At 44.7% G+C, this 21,900-nt stretch carries 15 protein-coding genes; 7 read left to right on the forward strand and 8 right to left on the reverse strand.

Annotation, left to right across the window (positions count from 1 at the left end; translation table 11 throughout):
• Positions 1-10 precede the first annotated feature (10 nt).
• A complete protein-coding gene (tcdA, locus tag QQL66_RS07560; protein ID WP_284380481.1) occupies positions 11-826 on the reverse strand; it encodes a tRNA cyclic N6-threonylcarbamoyladenosine(37) synthase TcdA in 816 nt (271 codons plus the stop codon).
• A gap of 203 nt (positions 827-1,029) precedes the next feature.
• Between tcdA and QQL66_RS07565 the strand changes: the two genes are divergently transcribed.
• The 3 genes from QQL66_RS07565 to QQL66_RS07575 all read left to right on the forward strand — a co-directional run bounded on the left by QQL66_RS07565 (position 1,030) and on the right by QQL66_RS07575 (position 5,034).
• Positions 1,030-3,126 carry a sensor domain-containing diguanylate cyclase gene (locus QQL66_RS07565; RefSeq protein ID WP_284380483.1) on the forward strand — a complete coding sequence of 699 codons (2,097 nt, stop codon included), beginning with the start codon at positions 1,030-1,032 and terminating at the stop codon, positions 3,124-3,126.
• Positions 3,127-3,265: 139 nt separating this feature from the next.
• Complete coding sequence (gene rsuA / locus QQL66_RS07570) at positions 3,266-3,955, forward strand: 16S rRNA pseudouridine(516) synthase RsuA (RefSeq protein ID WP_284380484.1); 690 nt, start codon at positions 3,266-3,268, stop codon at positions 3,953-3,955.
• Entirely contained in the window at positions 3,955-5,034 is a 1,080-nt protein-coding gene (locus QQL66_RS07575; protein WP_284380485.1) for a methyltransferase, read from the forward strand. Before rsuA ends, QQL66_RS07575 begins: the two co-directional genes overlap by 1 nt.
• A 76-nt stretch (positions 5,035-5,110) precedes the next feature.
• On the opposite strand, the gene dinB is transcribed toward QQL66_RS07575, so the two are convergent.
• Positions 5,111-6,211 (reverse strand): DNA polymerase IV, encoded by a 1,101-nt coding sequence (gene dinB / locus QQL66_RS07580; RefSeq protein WP_284380486.1) that lies wholly within the window; start codon positions 6,209-6,211, stop codon positions 5,111-5,113.
• A gap of 195 nt (positions 6,212-6,406) precedes the next feature.
• Here dinB and QQL66_RS07585 point away from each other — a divergent pair, with 195 nt between their 5' ends.
• Both QQL66_RS07585 and QQL66_RS07590 read left to right on the forward strand, forming a co-directional pair.
• Positions 6,407-7,543, forward strand: coding sequence for an efflux RND transporter periplasmic adaptor subunit (locus tag QQL66_RS07585; RefSeq protein ID WP_284380488.1), 1,137 nt, complete (start codon positions 6,407-6,409; stop codon positions 7,541-7,543).
• A 14-nt stretch (positions 7,544-7,557) separates the two neighbouring features.
• The gene (locus QQL66_RS07590; RefSeq protein WP_284380490.1) at positions 7,558-10,677 is read left to right on the forward strand and encodes an efflux RND transporter permease subunit; all 3,120 of its coding nucleotides are present in this window, start codon (positions 7,558-7,560) and stop codon (positions 10,675-10,677) included.
• A gap of 107 nt (positions 10,678-10,784) precedes the next feature.
• Here the strand turns inward: QQL66_RS07590 and trhP are convergent, their stop codons facing one another.
• The 4 genes from trhP to QQL66_RS07610 form a co-directional block, all read right to left on the reverse strand.
• Positions 10,785-12,179, reverse strand: coding sequence for a prephenate-dependent tRNA uridine(34) hydroxylase TrhP (gene trhP, locus QQL66_RS07595; RefSeq protein ID WP_284380491.1), 1,395 nt, complete (start codon positions 12,177-12,179; stop codon positions 10,785-10,787).
• Positions 12,180-12,251: 72 nt separating this feature from the next.
• Positions 12,252-12,488: a hypothetical protein gene (locus tag QQL66_RS07600; RefSeq protein WP_284380492.1), complete on the reverse strand. Its 237-nt coding sequence runs from the start codon at positions 12,486-12,488 to the stop codon at positions 12,252-12,254.
• A gap of 98 nt (positions 12,489-12,586) precedes the next feature.
• Positions 12,587-13,117, reverse strand: coding sequence for a DUF6586 family protein (locus tag QQL66_RS07605; RefSeq protein ID WP_284380493.1), 531 nt, complete (start codon positions 13,115-13,117; stop codon positions 12,587-12,589).
• A gap of 128 nt (positions 13,118-13,245) precedes the next feature.
• Entirely contained in the window at positions 13,246-13,539 is a 294-nt protein-coding gene (locus QQL66_RS07610; protein ID WP_284380495.1) for a hypothetical protein, read from the reverse strand.
• 305 nt (positions 13,540-13,844) lie between these two features.
• On the opposite strand from QQL66_RS07610, the gene QQL66_RS07615 reads away from it, so the two are divergent.
• Both QQL66_RS07615 and QQL66_RS07620 read left to right on the forward strand, forming a co-directional pair.
• The gene (locus QQL66_RS07615) at positions 13,845-16,091 is read left to right on the forward strand and encodes a carboxy terminal-processing peptidase (RefSeq protein ID WP_284380496.1); all 2,247 of its coding nucleotides are present in this window, start codon (positions 13,845-13,847) and stop codon (positions 16,089-16,091) included.
• Between the two features lie 845 nt (positions 16,092-16,936).
• Positions 16,937-17,836 (forward strand): DUF6160 family protein, encoded by a 900-nt coding sequence (locus tag QQL66_RS07620; protein ID WP_284380497.1) that lies wholly within the window; start codon positions 16,937-16,939, stop codon positions 17,834-17,836.
• A 359-nt stretch (positions 17,837-18,195) separates the two neighbouring features.
• Here the strand turns inward: QQL66_RS07620 and yaaA are convergent, their stop codons facing one another.
• Positions 18,196-18,990, reverse strand: coding sequence for a peroxide stress protein YaaA (gene yaaA, locus QQL66_RS07625; RefSeq protein WP_284380499.1), 795 nt, complete (start codon positions 18,988-18,990; stop codon positions 18,196-18,198).
• Positions 18,991-19,187: 197 nt separating this feature from the next.
• Positions 19,188-21,878 (reverse strand): type I DNA topoisomerase, encoded by a 2,691-nt coding sequence (topA, locus tag QQL66_RS07630; protein WP_284380500.1) that lies wholly within the window; start codon positions 21,876-21,878, stop codon positions 19,188-19,190.
• Between the last annotated feature and the right edge of the window lie 22 nt (positions 21,879-21,900).

A 21,900-nucleotide genomic window follows, 5' to 3' on the forward strand; every position in this document is an offset into this window, starting at 1 on the left:
CAATAGAACGCTATAGCGTACCTGACTGATCGAGTTTAGCCCGTTTCTTTTTGATATGTTTGCTCATCAACTCTAACGCTTTTGTCGCTGCCACAAACCCAAAAGAAGCCGTCACCATAGTGACTGCACCAAAGCCACTGTTGCAATCCAGTTTTGTGGAACCGTCTTCCATCGCTTTCTGCTGACAAACACTGCCATCAGGCTGTGGATAAACCAACTGCTCCGTCGAATAGACCACCGGAATGCTGTACACCCGCTTCGGATTTCTGGAATACCCATAATTCCTCCGCAACCAGGAACGCACTCGACGAATCAAAGGATCATTGTAGGTCTTGTTTAGATCAGCAATCTCGATTTTGGTCGGATCGGTTTGCCCACCCGCAGCACCGGTACAAATCACCGGAATCTTGTGACGCTTACAGTGGTTCACCAGGGCCGCTTTAGACTTGAGACTGTCAATGGCATCCACCACACAATCCATCTCCTGGGTAATCAGCTCGGCCACATTCTTTTGGTCCACAAAGTTCATCACAGTAATCACTTCACAGTCGGGATTAATCCCGCGAATGCGCTCTGCCATCACATCTACTTTCAGTTGCCCTACCGTCGACGTTAACGTATGAACCTGTCGATTAACATTGGTGACACAAATGTCGTCCATATCGATTAAAGTGATTTTACCAACACCTGAACGAGCCAGGGCTTCAGCGGCCCAACTGCCGACGCCCCCCACACCCACAATACAAGCATGTGCTGATTGATAAATACTGGACTCATCCACACCGTAGAGCCGTGCCACTCCACCAAATCGATCCTGATAATTCACTGACTGTATCACCTCAATTTCTGTCTACACTTATAACTTATGTCGGGTAGACAATGCTGTTCTATGCCAACGAACTATTCGCTGGCGGCGAGATTATACGCTGGATTAAAACAATACTTAAGAAACACACGGAATGAAGCGGTGTTAATAAAGATAAGTGCAACCATCTCTGTAAGTGTGAATATAAATACAGGTAGGGATCTATGACGCTCGTTGCCAAGATAGCTACAGTGATTACTACGGCTTTTATAACCTTCCTGGCGATTCAGTACTTTAACCATACTTATCTGGTTTCTGATCGTTTGGACAGTCTGGAAAAGGCATTTATTCAACGTGAGCTACTGCACAGCGAGTCCTTCCTAAACAACCAGCAGGAACAGGTTAACGCCTTAACCTTGGATTGGGCCACATGGGATGACAGTCACACATTTTTGATGGATAAAAATCCAGATTTTATCCAAAAAAATCTAAACCGAAGCTCCCTTCAAACCATCAGCATTCATGCTTTCCTTTGGTTTAATATCGATCGGGAACTAATCCACGGTGTATTTTCTGATAACAACTATATGCCCTCGGAAAGTTTACTCAGTGACTTTTTATCCCAACACCCAACCTTAATTAATCAATTACTTGAGCTCAAAGCACCTTCCGATCTGCAAGCCTTAAGTGCCTTGCTAGTGTTTAACGAAAGCATCTATTTAGTAGGATTATCAAAGGTACTGTCGAGCGACGGAACGGGACCTTCCAATGGCTGGTTAATGGCTCTGCGAAAAGCACCAGAGAAACTCCTCCCTACCAATAACTCCGGGCTGGATTCCTTTTCAGAATTGAAACCCCTGGAACTCTATGCAAGCGACTCCCCGCATATTTCCAATCTTAAAAACCAAGAAGTCTTTCATCTTGAAGCTGACCAGGTCACCGTATTAAAGCGACTCCAGGACGCCTATGGCAAATCTAACATTATTTTGTCCAGCATTATGCCAAGAACCATTCTTGAACAGAGTCAAAAAGATTTCACCGCCCTGTTCACCATAGAACTCGGGGTCAGCTTTTGTGTTGCCTTGCTCGCGTTTCACTATCTTCGCCAGCATATATCTACCCCGATCTCCAAACTGATCAGAGAGATCGAGCAAGCAGCGTCGCTGGATCGGGCGAGAATATCTGAAGTCTCCCCTCAGAGTGGCGAACTGCAAAAACTGATTCATATATTGAAAGGCGCCATAGAACAGCTAAATCGAAATATGGTTCAAGAAAAAGCAAATCAGGTTCGTATCGAACAACAAAACCGTATTCTTTTTGAACTCGCCAACGACAAAGACCTAACCGAAGGCCACTTACATCAGTCGTTTTATAAAATCCTTTCAACACTCATCAACCAAACAAAATTCACCCGTGCCAGCATTTGGCTCATGGATAAAAACATAGAAGTATCTGAATGCTATGCCTGTTACAGCCTAAACGGAGACAACATAGAGGCGGGCACCAAAGTTGAGCACACTCGATTAACCAAGAATCTCCTTCAGAAGCTTATCCGACAACGGAGCTTTATTACTAACCTCAATTCAGAAATCACCGAATCTATCTTAGGCACTAAGGTCTATGAACAAGCGATTATCAGCCCCATCATGATTAGCAATACCGTCAGCGGTGCACTCATAACAGAATTCTTGCCAGAACAAAAAGAGCGCGTTTCCTTCTTCCAGCTCTTCCTTGCCTCGCTGTCTGAGCTGTGCAGCAACAGTCTCTATGCTCATGAAAGAAAACAGCTCCACGAGCAGCTCAATCATATGGCCCATCATGATCCCTTAACGAAATTACCTAATCGCAGTTTATTTGAAGAGATTGGTAAAAAGACCGTAGCACGAGCCAAACGCGAAAATACAGGCTTCGGCTTGTTGTTTGTGGATCTGGATAAGTTCAAACCGGTGAATGATCAATATGGTCACGCTGTCGGCGATGAACTCTTGATCAGTTTCGCTGAACGCTTGAAACAACGTCTCAGGGAGACCGACACCATCGCCCGTATTGGCGGGGATGAATTTTTAATCCTGCTGGAAAACACCCCCCACATCAGCGATGCCAGAATCATTGCCACACAAATCATCGAAGTAACGTCGCAAGTGTTTGAAATCCGCGATCACCACATTCGTATCGGCTGCAGTATCGGCATAGCCATGTACCCAACGCACGGAACCACGCTTGAACAACTGGTATCCGCAGGAGATCAAGCCATGTACAAAGTGAAAAGCACCGGTCGGGGCTCAATTTCAGTGGCCAATGAAATCAGCAAGGTGTCCTGAGATTCGAATCAGATTATTCGAACCCTATGACTCGCAAGCCATGGAGTCCTTAATCGCGACGAAAATAACGTCAAAGCAACTGATCTCTCTTTTGAGTTTCTGCTAGAATGCGCCTTCGATTCAGGAACAGTCAGACCCTATGAGACTCGACAAATACCTTTGCCACAATGCTGGCCTAACGCGTAATGAAGCGAAACGGGCCATTAAAAAGAAAATGGTTACGGTAGACGGTAAAGTGATTACCAATGCCGCACTGCACGTATCACTTGATCAAAGTGTTGCCATCGACAATACCCAGATTGAACACTTAGGCACACAATACTTCATGCTGAACAAACCGGCTGGCTTTGTTTCCGCCACCGAAGATGGTTTCTATCCAACAGTATTGGAGTTGATTGATCAGCCAGGAAAAGGGCTTCACCCGGTTGGTCGTCTCGATCTGGATACCACAGGTTTGATGCTACTGACCAATGATGGTAAGTGGGCTCATAAAGTCACCAGTCCGAACCATGACTGTCATAAAACCTATCAAGTAGAGCTGAATCAGGACATCACCGACAAAGCCATCGAAACCCTGGAAACCGGCATCTATTTCAAAAGTGAAGATCGCCGAACCAAACCTGCGAAAGTAAAGGTCATCACGTCTACCGAGATTGAGCTTACTATCTCTGAAGGCATGTATCACCAGGTGAAGCGGATGATTGCAGCAGTAGACAATGAAGTGCTTGAGCTGCACCGCTCCAGAATTGGCGACATCGTTCTGGATGAGGACCTGGAACCCGGCGAATACCGACCTCTGACCCAAGAAGAAATTGAGAGCATTCATTAGTGAACCTGATCTATCAAGAATTTATCCAGGCAGTTAAAGCCTGTTCTGGCCCGGTACTGTGGGTCGTCGATGAGCACGCCCTGCATTTAACACCAAGCCAGTTGGGTGATACGTCCCGTATTACTTTCATCACCAACCGTGTTGATCAAATGAATTCCCTCACCGAAGATGGCCTTACTTGCCACTACAGTGATTTCGAATTTGATGCTTTACCACAATCCGGTTTTGATCTTGTGCTCTATAGAGTGTCGAAAGAAAAAGCCATTGTTCACCACGTCATCAACCAAGCGGCCCAGGTATTAAAGCCTAACGGCAAGCTAGTTTTGGCGGGCGGAAAGAACGAAGGCATTAAGACCTACGTCGACAAAGCCACTAAATACCTGAATGCTGAAAAACACATCGAAAAGATATCCAAAGACGATTGGATCGCTGAACTGAAAAATCAGCATTCTGATGAACCGTCTTTAGATGACAAGAATTACCGGGAACTGATTGAGATTAACCAACAGAACGGCTTATCACTGATCAGTAAGCCGGGTGTCTTTGGCTGGAATAAGGTGGATCAAGGCAGCGCTTATTTGATCGAGCAAATGCCTGAATTCATGAAACGACTGAATCTATCCAAAGATCAGGTAACCCAGAGCGTAATTGATCTCGGGTGTGGTTACGGCTATTTGCTATCGAGTATGCCTCAATTTGGTTTCAAAACCTTAGTCGGCACCGACAACAATGCGGCGGCCATCACCGCAGCAAAAGCCACTTTAGCGGCAAACGATTTAGAAGGTGAGATCATTGCGGCAAACTGTGCTGAGGGCATTGATCAAAAATTTGATGTTGTGGTGTGTAATCCGCCTTTCCATCAAGGCTTCTCTGTGGAAGGTGAACTGACTGATCGTTTTCTGGCTTCAGCCAGACGATTGCTCGTCTCAGGAGGCGCAGCGATCTTTGTGGTCAACGCCTTTATTCCCATCGAAAGCAAAGCCAAACACTACTTTAAAAAGGTTGATGAACTGGCCAACAACAAGAAATTCAAAGTCATTCGACTGGCTGGCAAAAAGCCTTACCAAGCCGAACTTTAGGGGAAACAGAACCAAGCGGCAGTTTTTTTACTCGTTATTGGTTTCATTCTTCCTCATGACTGGTTTCATGCGTCAATCAAAGGTCAGAAGAGAACAAATCCATCTGGGTTAACTCTTCTGAATCCTTCATATCCTTCAAACCAACCCCGATCCCCAATAATCGAACGGGTTTATCCCGTCGATGATAAGCCACATTCAGCAACTCCAGATAGTCAGTTTCCGATCCGGCTGATCGAGCCAATTGATCCAGTCGAGTTTCAAAAGTGGTCTGCACGAAGTCATTAAACTTCACTTTAACGATGTATTTATTGACCAGGTAATCATCATCCAGGCGCTTTTCAAGACGCTGATTTAACGACGAAAGCAGATCGGGTACGGCCGCTCGAATTTGATCAAAGCTGTGCAAGTCCTGCTCATACGTGTGCTCAACACTCAAACTCTTACGACGCCGTTCATTGCGAACCGGACGCTCATCAATTCCCCATGCGAGTTGATGCAAGCGCTGACCAAAGCTTCCGAACTTTTCCACCAGATCGATCAAAGAAAACGCTCTGAGTTGTCCACAGGTCTCTATTCCCAATTGCTGCATCTTGGCTTGTGTGACTTTCCCGACGCCATGCACTTTTGCAACCGGCAACTTAGCAACAAAGTCATCCACTTCTGCCGGAGTGATGACACACAGTCCGTCGGGCTTATTCCAGTCACTGGCTACCTTTGCCAAAAACTTATTCGGTGCCACACCCGCTGATACTGTGATACGCACCTCCTGCACGACACGTCGACGGATTTCTTCCGCGATCAACGTTGCACTGCCCCTGTGAAGTTCGCAATCAGTCACATCCAAATACGCTTCATCAAGCGATAGCGGTTCAATTAAATCGGTATAGTCGGCAAAGATACGGTGTATCTGTTGAGAGGCTTCACGATAGGCATCCATTCGTGTTTTAAGGAAGATCAAATCAGGACACAGCTTCAGCGCCTGAGCGGACGACATCGCCGAACGAACGCCAAATTTCCGCGCTTCATAACTTGCGGTTGCCACCACACTTCGACCATTGGGATTTCCGCCAACAACGATTGGCAAGTTTGCCAATTTAGGGTTATCACGCACTTCAACCGCTGCATAAAAGCAGTCGCAATCGATGTGTATGATCTTTCTTAAAGGAATGTCACCCATATCAGGAACTCAATGGCATTTCAGAAGTCTATTTAAAAGCCCGCAAATACTGAACATAAATACAGTATTGTTAATATTTTAGTTTCATGTGACGGTTCTCGTCTACTCTTTGATATCTTCTGCACAACATTCTGTTTTTAAGATACGATAGAGCCTCTTTAATGACTGCCTGTTCACAAGGATGATGGATTCCAAATGAAGACATTTCAACGTTCCAGCCTAGCACTTCTCAGTATGCTTCTTATTGCCTGTTCTGGTGGCAATGACACACAAACTCCAGCCAATGCCCCTCTTCCAAAAGTCAGCACCATTGCTGCCACATTTAAAGAAGTTCGTCCAACCAAAGAATTCGTCGGTAAAACCGAAGCCAAAGAGGACGTTAACATCCAGGCCCGAGTGGGTGGTTATTTGATCAAGCAGCATGTGGCCGATGGTGCCAAAGTCAACGAAGGTGATTTACTGTTCGAAATCGATCAGGACACCTACGCAGCGGAAGTAGCCAAAGCCGAAGCGAAAGTGGCTCAGGATAATGCGGCCTTGAACGAAGCCAGCCGTAACTACAAACGAGGCAAGGAGTTGATCTCAAAAGGGGCCATCAGCGAATCCCAAATGGATCAGTTGACCAGTAAGAAATTACAAGCGGAAGCGGCAATCAAAGTCTCAGAAGCTGCATTAAAAACCGCAAAATTAAATCTTAGTTACACCCAGATCAAAGCCCCAACTACGGGGACTCTCAGTCAGGCTCAAGTAAGTATTGGTGACTTGATTACGTCATCAACCTCTCTGGCAACCTTGGTTCAGGCTGATCCTATGTACGTCAGTTTCCAGGTCAGTGAACGTGAATTGATTGAGTATCGTGAAGAACGCCAAAAAGAAAAAGCCGAAGGTAAACCCGTCTCAGAACCGGTAGCCAAGTTGCAATTAACAACGGGTTCAGAATACCAACACACTGGGAAATTCAACTTCCTGGATAACCGCATCGATCAGAATACCGGTACGATCAAAGTTAGAGCTGTTTTTCCAAACCCGAATGGCTTCCTGTTACCAGGTCAACACGTAACCTTAGTCATTGAGCAAGGGAACGCGGTGAACCGTTTGGTGATCCCTCAAAAAGCCATTCAGGAAGACCAAACCGGTAAATTTGTACTTGTTCTGGGTCAGGACCAAGTCATTGAAAAACGTCCGATCCAGGTCGGTCAAAATCAGGGCACTATGCTGACTGTAACCTCTGGTTTGAAAGAAGGTGAACAGATCATCGTTGATGGTCTTCAAAAAGTCCGAGTCGGTGGTAAGGCTGAAAGTACTCCAGCCCAATTGCCTGAAACGCATTAAGACGAGGGCATTTAATGTTTAGCCAATTTTTCATCAGTCGGCCAAAATTCGCTTTCGTTATCTCCATTGTGATTTCCCTTGCGGGTTTGATTGCCATGAAACTGCTGCCGATTGCAGAGTTTCCAAAAATCTCTCCTCCGGTTATTCAGGTCACGGCGTCCTATCCAGGTGCCGATGCTAAAGTTGTTCGAGAAACCATCGCAGCCCCTATTGAAGAGGAAGTGAATGGCGTTGAGAACATGCTGTACATGTCCTCCAAAAGTGCCAACGACGGCTCATACAATCTGACCGTCACCTTCGAGGTCGGGACCGATCCGGATCTTGCTCAAATCAACGTTCAAAACCGAGTAAGCCGTGCTAACTCCATATTGCCTGCCGACGTAGTCAAGCAGGGAGTCTCTGTGGATAAGAAATCCACAGACATGGTATTGGTGGTAAACCTGTACTCCCCCGAAGGCACCTATGACGGGCTCTTCCTTTCAAACTTCACCAGCATCAATGTACTGAATGATCTGTCGCGTATTAATGGCGTCAGTGATGCATCCATTCTGGGTGAAAACGAATACGGTATGCGAATCTGGCTTGACCCAATCAAGATGGCCTCGCTAGGCATCACCGTGAATGACCTCAAAGGGGTAGTATCCGAGCAGAATGTCCAGGTTCCCGCTGGTCAGCTAGGTGGTGCACCATCGCCTGCCGATCAACAGTTCCAATACACTCTCAGCGCCAAAGGTCGATTAAGTTCGGCGGATGAGTTTGAGAATTTGGTCGTAAAATCCCGCAGTGACGGTTCCAGCGTATTATTGAAAGACATCGCTCGTATTGAGCTGGGTTCTGCAAGCTACAGTTGGTATGGCGAACTTAATAACAAACCGGGTGTTATTCTAGCGGTCTATCAATCGCCAGATGCTAACGCGTTGGATGTAGCGGAAGATGTCTATGCACTAATGGAGCAACTCTCCTCTCGCTTCCCAGAAGGCATCGAGTACGACATTCTCTATGACACCACTCGTTTCATTAAGACATCGATCGATGAAGTAGTAACGGCCCTCTTCCAAGCTGTATTACTGGTTATTCTGGTTGTGTTTATCTTCCTGCAAGACTGGCGTTCTACGTTAGTTCCTGCCATTGCTATTCCGGTTTCGTTGGTGGGTACCTTTGCCGTTATGCTGGCTCTTGGCTTCTCCATCAACACGGTAAGTTTATTCGGTCTGATTCTCGCAGTGGGGATTGTTGTGGATGACGCCATTGTGGTGGTGGAAAACGTCCGACGGCACATTGAAGAAGGGCTCAATCCGGTAGAGGCCACGCGGATTTCTATGAAAGAAGTGAGCGGTCCGGTAGTAGCAACCACCTTAGTTCTGCTGGCGGTGTTCGTTCCTGTCTCCATGATGCCTGGTATAACTGGCCAGATGTACAACCAATTCGCAGTAACGATTTCAGTGGCGGTGATTATTTCTTCCATCAACGCATTAACGTTAAGCCCGGCACTGTGTGCGACCTTACTCAAACCTCACACGGGTAAAACCAATGCCTTCTTTAGTGCGTTTAACCGTTTATTCGACCGCCTGACGGATTCCTACAGCCGCATAGTTGCGATCAGTATCCGTAAGTTAATGCTGGTTGGCATTACTCTGGCGGTCATTTTCGTCTCTATCGGTGGGGTTATGAAGGTTCTGCCTATGGGCTTCATTCCGAATGAAGACAAAGGCAACTTCATGGTGGATATTCAACTACCGGCTGGTGCTGCGCTGATTCGTACCGGGGAAGTCATGCATGAAGTGACCGAAGCGATCAAAAACGAACCTGGCGTCAGTAATGTGATGACGGTAAGTGGTTTCAGTATCTTAACCGGTGCAGTGTCTTCAAATGCCGGTCTGGCCATTGTCACGCTGGACCCTTGGGATGATCGCACTAGCCCTGAGCTTCATCAAAATGCCATTGTTCAGCGAGTTCAAGCCAAGCTCAGCGCAATCTCCAGCGCCAACATTCGTGCCTTCTCTACGCCTGCAATTCCAGGACTTGGCGCGACAAGTGGTTTGGAGTTGGTACTCTCAGACCTGCAAGGACGTGATCCTCAAACACTGGCTTCGGCCATGAGAGGCTTTATCGTCGCTGCTAACCAGGCACCTGAAATCCGCTTTGCATTCAGCACCTATTCCGCAGACATTCCTCAGTTGTTTGTTGATGTGGATCGTATCAAGGCTAAGAATATGGAAATTCCACTTTCCGAGATATTCTTAACGCTGCAAGCTCAACTTGGTTCTTTGTACATCAATGACTTCAACAAATTCGGTCAAGTGTATCGTGTGATGATGCAGGCAGAAGCCGAGTTCCGAAATGACAAGGATGATTTAGACAAGTTACACGTTCGCTCTTCATCCGGTGATATGGTGCCGTTGAGTACGTTACTCACCACCAGCACACTGCTGGGCCCAGACGTAATCAACCGCTATAACATGTTCGACTCTGTAACGATCAATATCATTCCTGCACCAGGCTACAGCACCGGTGATGCGATGGCTGCCGCAGAGCGCATTGCTAAAGGCAGCCTACCGGATGGCTTTGATGTTCAGTGGACAGGTATGGCCTACCAGCAGATTCTTGCTGGTAACCTTGCCCCGATTCTATTTGGCTTAGCCTTACTGTTTGTCTACCTGTTCCTGGTGGCTCAGTATGAAAGCTGGAGTGTTCCTGTGTCGGTGCTGCTTGCAGTTCCAATTGCGGTGCTCGGTGCGGTGGCGATGTTGCTTGTGCTTAAAACACCGTTCGATTTGTATGCCCAAGTAGGGATGGTGTTGCTGATTGGCCTGGCAACAAAGAACGCCATTTTGATTGTCGAGTTTGCAAAATCCAAACGAGAAGATGATGGTGTCAGCATCACAGAAGCCGCCGAAACAGCAGCGAAACTACGTTTCCGTGCGGTATTAATGACAGCACTGTCCTTTGTTCTTGGTATTTTGCCACTGGTCTTTGCCGTGGGTGCAGGTGCGTCCAGTCGCCACTCCATCGGTTATACCGTATTCGGCGGTATGTCTGCAGCAACGGTCATTGGTACGCTGCTGATTCCGGCATTCTATGTCATGCTTCAATCAGCACGAGAAAAGATTAAAGGTCAGCCAAAACAGGACTAAAAATTCTTTCTCACAGACACAAAAAAGCCGGAGATCAACTCCGGCTTTTTTGTATCGTCTTAGTACGATTGAACTCACTTTAGCATCGTGTACTTAACTAAGGACTCCTAGCTAAAACGTTGTTCAGGCAAATAACGAACAATCATGCCAAAATCATCCAACTCCTGATTGGCTTCAACACCTTCAGGCATAGGGATATCCACTACATGACCAGAACCTGGCGCCCCCTCAACGGCTTCGCCTTTCTTATTGATCATTTCAGTCAGATCAAAAGCAACGTTACCTGAGGGTTTCACCAATTCAACTTTATCACCCACATTGAATTTGTTCTTCACATCAATTTTCATCATGCCATTATCAACCGACATAATTTCACCGACCAATTGCTGAGAGCCACTCATAGAGTTACCCGACTCATAACGCTGATATTGATCGTGAACGTGACGACGATAGAAACCTTCGGTATAACCACGGCTGGCCAAGCTTTCTAGCTCGTCCATCAAGCCCATATCGAATGGCTTGCCAGACTGAGCATCATCAATTGCTTTACGATAGGCTTGAGCTGTACGCGCGGCGTAGTAAGGCGATTTGGTACGACCTTCGATCTTCAATGAGTGAATGCCCATTTTCACCAAACGCTCTACGTGTTGTACGGCACGCAAGTCACGGGAGTTCATGATGTAAGTGCCATGCTCATCTTCATAGATCGGCATGTATTCACCTGGACGAGAACCTTCCTGCAACAAGAAGGTTTGCTCTTCTAAACCATCAACGTGAGGTTCAAAGGTATCTGGCTGAGGATCTTGGTGCGCGGCAGGATCAACAATATTGACATCGCTTTGGTCTAGATCCGTCGCAATGATGTCTCCGGTGTCCGTCTCTTTGGCATCATGTAACTGATACTTCCAGCGACAGGCATTGGTACAGGTGCCCTGGTTAGGATCACGCTTATTGAAGTAGCCGGACAATAAACAACGGCCTGAATAGGCAATACACAAAGCCCCATGAACAAAGACTTCCAGCTCCATCTCCGGACATTGCATGCGAATTTCTTCAATCTCATCCAGAGACAATTCACGGGATAAGATCACACGTTCAATACCTTGGCGATGCCAGAATTTCACGCCTGCGTAGTTCACCACATTAGCCTGAACCGACAGATGCACCGGCATGTCCGGGAAGTGCTCACGAACCATCATAATCAAACCTGGGTCTGACATGATCAAGGCATCAGGATTCAACTCAATAACAGGCTTAATATCATTCAAAAAGGTTTTTACTTTGGCGTTATGCGGCGCAATATTGGCAGCCAGGTAAAACTTCTTCCCTAAATCATGGGCTTCATCAATCCCTTCTTTCAGAGCATCCAGAGTCGAAAATTCATTATTTCGAACTCGAAGACTGTATCTTGGTTGGCCAGCGTAAACAGCATCCGCACCATAAGCATATGCGTAACGCATCGCTTTCAATGAACCCGCAGGTGAAAGTAATTCGGTTTTCATACAATTAGCTTTTTTAAGGAGTGGAAGGTCTATTATCTAAAATTCCAGGAATTCAATAATAGACCTGAATCATTAATGAACAACTTTAGGGGCTTCTTCCATTTCAGCAGCTTCTTCCTGCATGCGACCGACCATTTGTAAGCCGGCTTGGAACATTCCTTTGGCCACCTGAACGTATTCGCCCTGAAGCAGTTCTTTCGCTTCTTCGGAGAAATGGATAGTAACGAGCTGCTTTTCATCCCCTTCGGTCTTCTGCAGCGCTACGTCGCCATTCTCTAACTCAACAATTTCTAAAAAGGCCGTAGGCATAATTGGCTCCTATACTTTGATCTGCCAATGGTACCAGAATGAGAACAATATCTCAGCTTAGCCAAGGTATTAATTCCTAAGAATACCTATTCTCTTAGTTAGTCTTCTAAACGATAACTTCGAACCTGATCTACCAACTGTTTCATCGCCTGATAGGCACCTAATAAATCCAGGTTTTCTTCCGATTCATCTACTGAAGCATCGATAGCCACTAAACTCAACAATTCAGGTTCTTCCCCTTTGTATTCCGATTTCTTCTGTTTAGCGACAAAGCGGTTTCGGTAACTCTGATGTAAACGAGACAGCCAGGAACCTGGCTCAGATAACAGCGCCATTAACTCAGCAATTTCACGACGCCCATCGTCTCTCTGCATCAATGCTTCATTGAGTTGATTAAGCGTTAGCTGCTCTACCTGAAACGGTACGTTGTGCTCTGCCGCTAGTTCACATAACAAAGCAATGTAGGCGTTATAAAGATGACTAACCGCACTTTCTTCCAAGGCCGCGATTCGATTCTTACTAAACACCGATTCTTTGGCTTGCTCGTCTTTCAAATAATCCAAAATCACTTGTGCAAAATAGAGTTTTTCATTGGTTAACGGAACCCAATTGGAAGCTTTGTCTGCCATGCCATACACCTATTCAATACATAAACAATCAACACCGATATCTTACTCAAGATAACCATCGATAAGGCGGCGTCGATAATAAGCGTATTATAAAGGGATTCATCTTTGGTTACGACTAAGACGAGACGCTATAAAACCTGATCAATTTGATGGTCATCAAAGTGTCCGGTAACTTCTAGCAAACCAGACAGCTCAGGCTTTTGACATGGTTCCCCCTGATAAAACTGAATCAAACCATGAAGCAACTGACAGACCGTATCACAGCCCACATAAAAGGTATTTTGATATTGACTGTCTCGATACATAGCCAGACACCGATTTGCCTCAAGTTCCGCTAATACGGCATTAAATTCACGTTCCAGGCATAGATCAGCACGTTTTGACAACGCGCGTTCATCGAGTGTCAGCTTAAACCACGGCATATTGGCTCCTCACCCCAGATCAGTCATCCCAAAAATCGTATTACGACAAAAATGCGTTCTAAATTAAGTGTAGTCAGGGAATGTGGTGTCCAACGAAAAAATCAAAAAACGCGACAAACAGTGCATTTACTGGAAAAAACAAGCAGACGGAAACTTTTTCTGTAAATAGCAGCCAAAAAAGATAGGACCTGTTTACAAACTTGAACAACTTCTTTTTGAAGAACAAATATATCTGTGAGAGTATTGGTTGTTTAAGTCATTCCCTTCAGAATAGGCTTGTTGTCTAACACTACTAGAATAATCAAATGACTATGACATTTAGAAACCGCTTTCTACAGATACTAATGGTTGCAGCGCTGTTTGTTGTTTCCTTGGCCAGTATTACTGCCTTTACGACAGAAGATACCTCAAACCATTCACCGACATCAGATCAAGCCAATTCTTCCCCACCAATTATTGCAGCTACTGACGAAAACAATTCTTCCAACGATCTCTCCTTTGTAGAACACGAGCCCCTTGTTGACACTGAAGAGTCAGAAGCGAAGACAACAAGTAATTCAGCGCCTCTTAAGCCGGAAATAGATCACCCTGGCACCAACAGAGAGATTGTTTTGAGCCTTCTTAAAGGTCACTACAACAGCCCGACGATTAATGATTCACTTTCGAAGAAACTGTTCGAAAGCTACCTAAACAGCCTCGACCCTAATCGTCTGTATTTTACGGAATCTGATATCCAGTCTTTCAATCAGTACAGCCTGTCTCTTGATAATGCGTTACTGACCAATGATTTAAACCCGGCGTATGACATATTTAATACCTACCACAAAAATCTGACCACTCGCATGTCGTGGGTTGTGGCTCTTATTGAAGACGACTCTTATGAGTGGAACTTTAAACAGGATGACCAACTACTTATTGATCGATCTGAAGCACCATGGGAAAACTCAGAAGAAGAACTCGACCAATTGTGGGTAAAACGTATTAAAAACTCCCTATTGGGACTTATCCTTGCTGGAAAAGAGTTACCTGAAGCTAAGGAAACGCTTCTGAAGCGTTATAAGAACCAGCTTAACCGAGCAACTCAAACCAAATCTGAAGACGTATTCGAGCTATACATGAATGCCTTCACCATGACGTTTGATCCACATACCAACTACCTGTCTCCTCGCGATGCTGAAAACTTTGACATCAACATGAGCCTCTCTTTACAAGGTATTGGTGCAGTACTTCAGAGTGATAATGAATTTACTAAAGTTGTTCGCCTTATCGCTGCAGGTCCTGCAGATAAAGCAGGAGAATTAAAACCGGGCGATCGAATCGTCGGTGTCGGTCAGGGTAAAAATGGTGAGATTGTTGACGTGGTTGGCGAGCGTTTGGACGATGTAGTGAAAAAAATCCGTGGTGAGCGAGACACAACGGTTCGTCTTGAAATCATTCCAGCAAGCTCAACCGACATCACCCAGACTAAAATCATTAAAATTGTCCGCGACAAAGTAAAACTGGAAGAACAATCAGCGAAAAAAGATATTGTTGAAATCCAGCGTGATGGAAAGACTTATAAAGTCGGCATCATCAACATTCCTACGTTCTATATGGATTTTGAAGCGTTCAGAAAACGTGATCCAAACTATAAGAGCACCTCTCGCGACGTTAAAAATCTGATTGCCGAATTGGAAGAAGAAGGCATCGATGGTTTGGTGATTGATTTGAGAAACAACGGTGGTGGCTCATTATTTGAAGCACGTGAACTTACCGGTCTATTCATCCGTAAAGGACCAACAGTACAAGTTCGCGATGTAGATCAGAATGTACAGGTACACACCAACTCTGACTCCAACGTATATTACTCCGGGCCTATGGCTGTCCTGGTAAACCGACTCAGCGCATCAGCTTCTGAGATTTTTGCAGGCGCGATGCAGGATTACCAAAGAGCAATTGTTCTAGGCGGACAAACCTTTGGTAAAGGAACGGTACAATCACTCCACCGTCTGAATCACGGTGAGATTAAACTGACTCAAGCCAAGTTCTATCGTATCTCAGGCCAAAGTACTCAAAACAAAGGGGTCATTCCTGACATTGAGTTCCCTAGCCTATACAACAAAGATGTTGTTGGTGAAAGTTCACTGGACAACGCATTACCTTGGGACACTATCAGTTCAATTCATCACAGTAAGTACGGTGACTTCTCTACTTTGGTTCCTACCCTGGCATCAAACCATAATACCCGTATTAACAACGATCCTGACTTCCAGTATCTAAATAAGCAGATTGAGCGTTTGAATCAGCAACGAGAAAAAACTCATATATCTTTAAACATCAACGAGCGTAAAGCTGAACGTGAAGAACTGGAACAAGCATCTCTGGCGCTTGAGAACGAAAGAAGAAAAGCAAAAGGCGAAGCCATCTTTAAAACCGTTGAAGAAATGAACGAATTCAACAGTGAAGAAGAAGCAAACAAAAAACCTGCACAAGAAGACGCTGTTCTTGTTGAGTCAGGAGAGATCTTGTTGGATATGATTGAAATGGCTGGAATACAAGTCACATCAAAATAGAACTCAGTTTATAAACATTGAAAAAGGCCAATTACAAATTGGCCTTTTTCATTTATTACGACCGAATAGAGACGTTAAATGCATAATAACAATAGAGAAATTAGCAGGCTCTACAGAAACTTATTGCTAGCTTTCGTGTTTAGTTTCTTTGTAAACATACTGATGTTAGTCATTCCAATATACAGCCTTCAACTCTTCACTCGCGTACTGACCAGTTTTTCCAAATAATTTGAGTTATAGAACGACCTAATCTGACATAGTAAATTGAATTCAAAATCTCAAGTCCTGGATGTGAAGTATTCAGCCAGTGAGATTATGCTCACTATCGATAACCTTAATAGCCAATTAGACGTTACTTCAAAGCTTTAAAAGAAGTAGAACAAAAGGCTTCAGAGGAATACGAGCTCTTTCTTGAGGAAGTCAACACTCAGCAGGAAGAAGTAAAAAATCAAGTTGCTGAAACAAATAGCTTAACTGAAGATAAGCTATTAAGAGCAACTATCACTCATCCAGTAGATGACAAAACTAATAATCTTTATAAAAGTACTGTCGGAAACGAGGTCTCTACAGGAGAACCCATCGCAGATATTCACAAATTTGGACGAAAGTGATGACTTCTACGGATTCTCAAACGTTTTTTGAAAACGATATGGATCCACTTCTATCAGGTATCAACCTATCTTTCAGAGAAGACAAATAAAACCAAACCAAAGTTTGTTAGTTGAGTTTGTTTGCTTATCGACTAACAGTTTTTCATTAGAACCAGCTAAAAACTTGAAGACCTACACATTTTGTATACTATGTATACAGGAAATTACAATAATAAAAATGAAAGAGAAGAAATTATGAAAGGAACACTTTCTTTAAAACTACTCCCTGCATGCATTGCCGCATTAACCTGCTCCCAAGCTTTTGCAGAGCTTACCCCAATTCAGGATACAGAATTAGGAACAGTGTCAGGTCAATCTGGTATTTCTATCAATCTGGAAACCCGTGTCACCATGGACGAGTTTCGATATACCGATGAAGGTAGCATCAGTCTGAAAGACGTTACTTTTGGTGGTGCTGATAAGACGGCATTCTTTGAAGGTCAATACGCGGGCGGCCGTGTACTACCTATCACACAATCTAATATGTTGGATGACGTAAAGATTGATGTTGATGTTCGTAGCGATGGTGATTTACTTATTAGCGTTGGAGCTCTTTGTAATACTCCAGGATGTGTAGGCACCATTCCAGTTGACTTTGGTTTATCTGTTGGCTCTGTAGATTTAGTTAGTGCGGATGGACTAACCAGTACCTCTGTTCTTGAAAACTTTAATATGACAGGTTATTTCACTGCTGCTTTCTTCCAAATCGAGAACGATGGCGCTAACGGTGAAATTAACGCGAAAGTCTCCTTTGCAATCGATGACATTGACTTTGATGCCCCTCTTCTTGGCATGGGAATCCGCGACATGTACATCGCTGGCGCTGGTTTCAATGAAGATCTAGAGTTTGGGGCCTTCGACATCGCTAACAGTGGAGCAGTAGCTAGACTGAATATCAGAACAGCTCAAGGTAATGTGGGTGGAGCGCAAGAAGTAGACAATGCACTTCAAATCAGCCTTGCAGGCAACTCGGGTGATGCATTTGTTGCTGACGTGGGTATTGGTGCTGTAATCATTGGTGGAACATCTATTGGATCCTTCACCATTGATGACCTTGCTTTATCCAATACTACGTTAAAGATCTACGGTCACTAATACCTGAATACCTAGCTATAAAAAAACCGGCGACTTCGCCGGTTTTTTTTATATTTCTAAACCACTCCAGACCGAGTTTAAGACCACCAATCCCGATTATCATGAATCAAATTAGCCAATTCCACCAAGGAGGCTTCTGAATTTTCAACTGATACTAAAAGCTCAGCTACAACCTCAACCAGGATTAAATCATCAACTCAAAATTTGCCAATATTAATCATTATTTTTTTGAACGTTTGATTTCATATACCCAAACCATCAATAAAAGTACAGACTCATTAAAATACAGAGCGCCCTTTTATTGAATACAAAAAAAGGGAGCAAACGCTCCCATAGAATTCCAACTTTATAGTGACTAATTACTGAGTCAACTCAGCCCTCTTAAACACCCACTCATCTGCAGTTGATTCCTCAGGTGCGTACTGATAGCCCTGATAGTCAAATTTCTTCAAGTCTTCTGCTTTGGTAATCTTGTTATCTACAACATAACGCACCATCAAACCACGGGCTTTCTTCGCATAGAAGCTGATGATTTTGTACTTGCCGTTTTTCTCATCTTTAAAAACCGGAGTGATCAGTTTTCCCTTTAGCTTCTTGGTGTTGACTGACTTAAAGTATTCAGTAGAAGCAAGATTCACCAATTCATCAGAACCTAAGGTTTCTAATTGCTGATTAATGTAATCCACATTGTTATCACCCCAGAATTCATACAAATTCTTTCCACGAGCATTTTCAAGCTTGGTTCCCATTTCCAAACGGTAAGGGCGAATAAGATCCAACGGTTTTAGAATGCCATAAAGGCCAGAAAGGATACGCAAATGCTGTTGAGTAAAGTCCAGCTGATCTTCTGATAAGGTTTCTGCATCCAAGCCGGTATAGACATCACCTTTAAACGCTAAGACGGCTTGCTTCACAGTTAAATCTGCTAACTGAGCCTCATCAAACGGGGCCGTCCACTCCTGAAATCGATTGGCATTGAGTTCGCCCAACTTTGCACTGATTTTCATCAGATCAGAGATATCCGACGGCGATTTCTCTTTCAGTACATTCACCAATTCCGCAGATTCATCCAGAAACAACGGCTGACTGAATTTTTGAGTCGTCGGCTGAGAGTCATAATCCAATGTCTTGGCTGGCGAGATCACCATCAACATAATCGATCTTCCTATGCTTGATTAGAAGTATTGAGGAAACTCTGAACAAGGAGTTCACGGGCAAAATAAACCCGATCAGGGATCGGGTATTAGGTAACGCTTAGTGTACAAAATATCAGAAGGAAAAGGAGGTTAAATCTTTTAATAAACCAGATAGGTTTAACGCATTAGATTTAACCCATTCCTCTTCAACCTTGTTACTTTTTCTTGGGGGCTGCTTTTTTCTTAGCAGGTTTCTTGGATTCGGTATAGGTCCACTTTTTAGTGTCCTGATCATAGAAACCAGTCCAACCCGTTGCTTTACCTTCAGCGTTTTCAGTCATCAGGTATTGCTGTTTAGTTTTACGGCTGAAACGTATCTGAGCCTCATTTCCATTCTCGTCGCGGGCTTCCCCTTCCAATAGGAAATGATATTTAGGATCGATCTCAGCTTTGTGCGGTAACAGCTCTACTACTTTTGGAGCACGCGTCTCACGGTTTTTCGGGAACTGACTCGCCGCCAGGAACATACCTGTCGCTCCATCGCGCAGAATGTAATGGTCATCTACCTTCTGACACTTCAACTCTGGCATCGGAACCGGGTCCATCTTCGGTGGCGCAGGCTCACCGTTCTTCAGGAGCTTACGGGTGTTCTTACACTCTTCATTGGTACAACCAAAATACTTACCAAAACGGCCGGTTTTCAGTTGCATTTCAGAGCCACATTTATCACATTCAATCACAGGACCATCATAACCTTTAATTTTGAAGGTACCTGCCTCAAGCTTGTAACCAGAACACGCTGGGTTGTTACCACAGATGTGCAGTTTACGAGACTCATCAATGAGGTAACTTTCCATCGCGTTATCACAAATCGGACAACGCTCTTTTTGACGAAGTGCTAGCGTTTCCGCTTCGTCCTGCTCGCTTTCGGTACTGCCTTCTACAACCGCAACAGCATCTTCACCTGGAGCCAGATTCAACGTTTTCTTACACTGTTCGTCTTTCTTAAGCGCATAACCAGAACACGCTAGGAAAACACCCGTTGTCGCATTACGAATCAACATGTTGCGACCACAATCGGGACACATAATATTGGTTTCGGTAGGCGTATTTGGACGCATACCCTCATCAGATTCAGCGTGATCTAACTTGGTTTTGAAGTCGCCGTAGAATTCATTGAGCAAGGCTTTCCATTCTTTAGAGCCTTCTGCAACATCATCCAACTGTTCTTCCATGCCCGCTGTAAAACCATAATCCATTAGATTATTAAAGCTTTCCAACAAGCGATCAGTAACAATTTCGCCCATCTTTTCAGCATAGAAACGCTTATTTTCTAAACGAACGTAGCCACGATCCTGAATGGTTGAAATGATTGATGCGTAGGTAGAAGGACGACCAATGCCACGCTTCTCTAATTCTTTTACCAAAGCAGCTTCACTAAAACGTGCAGGTGGTTTGGTAAAGTGTTGCTTGGCCTCAACATTGTTAAGATCCAGCTGATCACCCTGCTGCAAATCAGGCAAAGTAATATCGTCTTCTTTCTTAGCAATTTGCGGCATTACTCGGGTGTAACCGTCAAAACGAACCACACGGCCTCGAGTACGCAATTCAAACTCACCCGCAGTAACCGTAATAGTGGTAGAGGTGTATTCAGCCGGAACCATCTGACAGGCCACAAACTGGCGCCAAATAAGTTCATACAGACGTTGAGCATCACGCTCCATATCCGACAAAGAAGCGCCTGATCGATTTACATCAGAAGGACGAATCGCCTCGTGCGCCTCTTGGGCTCCTTCTTTCGAAGAATACACATTTGGATTCTCAGGTAGATACTTGTCACCGAAGTTATCATCAATAAAGCCACGACAAGCTTCTACAGCGTCTTTACTCAATGCGGTTGAGTCAGTACGCATATATGTAATGTAACCCGCCTCATAGAGCCTCTGAGCAAGCATCATGGTCTTTTTCACACCAAAGCCTAAGCGAGTACTTGCTGCCTGCTGTAGCGTAGACGTGATAAACGGTGCCCCCGGCTTGGATTTGGTTGGCTTATCTTCACGCTTAGTAACACTGTATGCAGCTGTTTCAAGTTTCGCGACAGCTGCTTGAGCCTGGGTCTTATTGACCGGACGGAAATTCTCGCCATTATGTTTAGCAACCTGAAACTTAATATTGCTATCCGCAGCATGATTCAGAAAAGAGAATGCTTCCCAATATTCTTCCGGATTGAATGCACGAATCTCACGTTCACGATCAACCACAAGTCGAACAGCAACCGATTGCACCCGTCCTGCTGATAACCCTCGGGTAATCTTACTCCATAGCAAAGGCGAAACCATGAAGCCAACAACTCGATCCAAAAAGCGTCGCGCTTGCTGTGCATTCACACGAGCCATATTTAACTCATCAGGATGCTCAAACGCTTCTTTGATCGCAGTCTTAGTAATCTCGTTAAACGTAACGCGACTGAAACGATCTTCTTCACCGCCAATCACTTCACGCAAATGCCATGCGATCGCCTCTCCCTCTCTATCCAAATCGGTTGCGAGATAGATGTGGTCGGCGCTCTTGGCTAATTTCTTTAATTCATCAACAACTTTCTCTTTGCCAGGCAAGACTTGATACTTGGCAGACCAGTCCTTTTCAGGATCTACGCCCATTTTTTCAATCAGCTGTTTGTGAGCCTTTTCCTTTTTATATGCGGCCTTAGCTTCCGGAGCCATCTTCCGGGTCTTAGCTGCTTCAGCGGCTCTTGCTTTGGTGTCCACTGGTTTCTTTGAACCAGCCCCCGTTGGCAAATCACGAATGTGACCCACGCTCGACTTAACAACAAAGTCGTTTCCTAGATATTTATTGATGGTCTTTGCCTTTGCAGGGGACTCCACAATTACCAAAGATTTTGCCATACGTTCCTTACTCATCACCAAA

It is taken from the genome of Litoribrevibacter albus, assembly GCF_030159995.1.
Lineage (GTDB): Bacteria > Pseudomonadota > Gammaproteobacteria > Pseudomonadales > Litoribrevibacteraceae > Litoribrevibacter > Litoribrevibacter albus.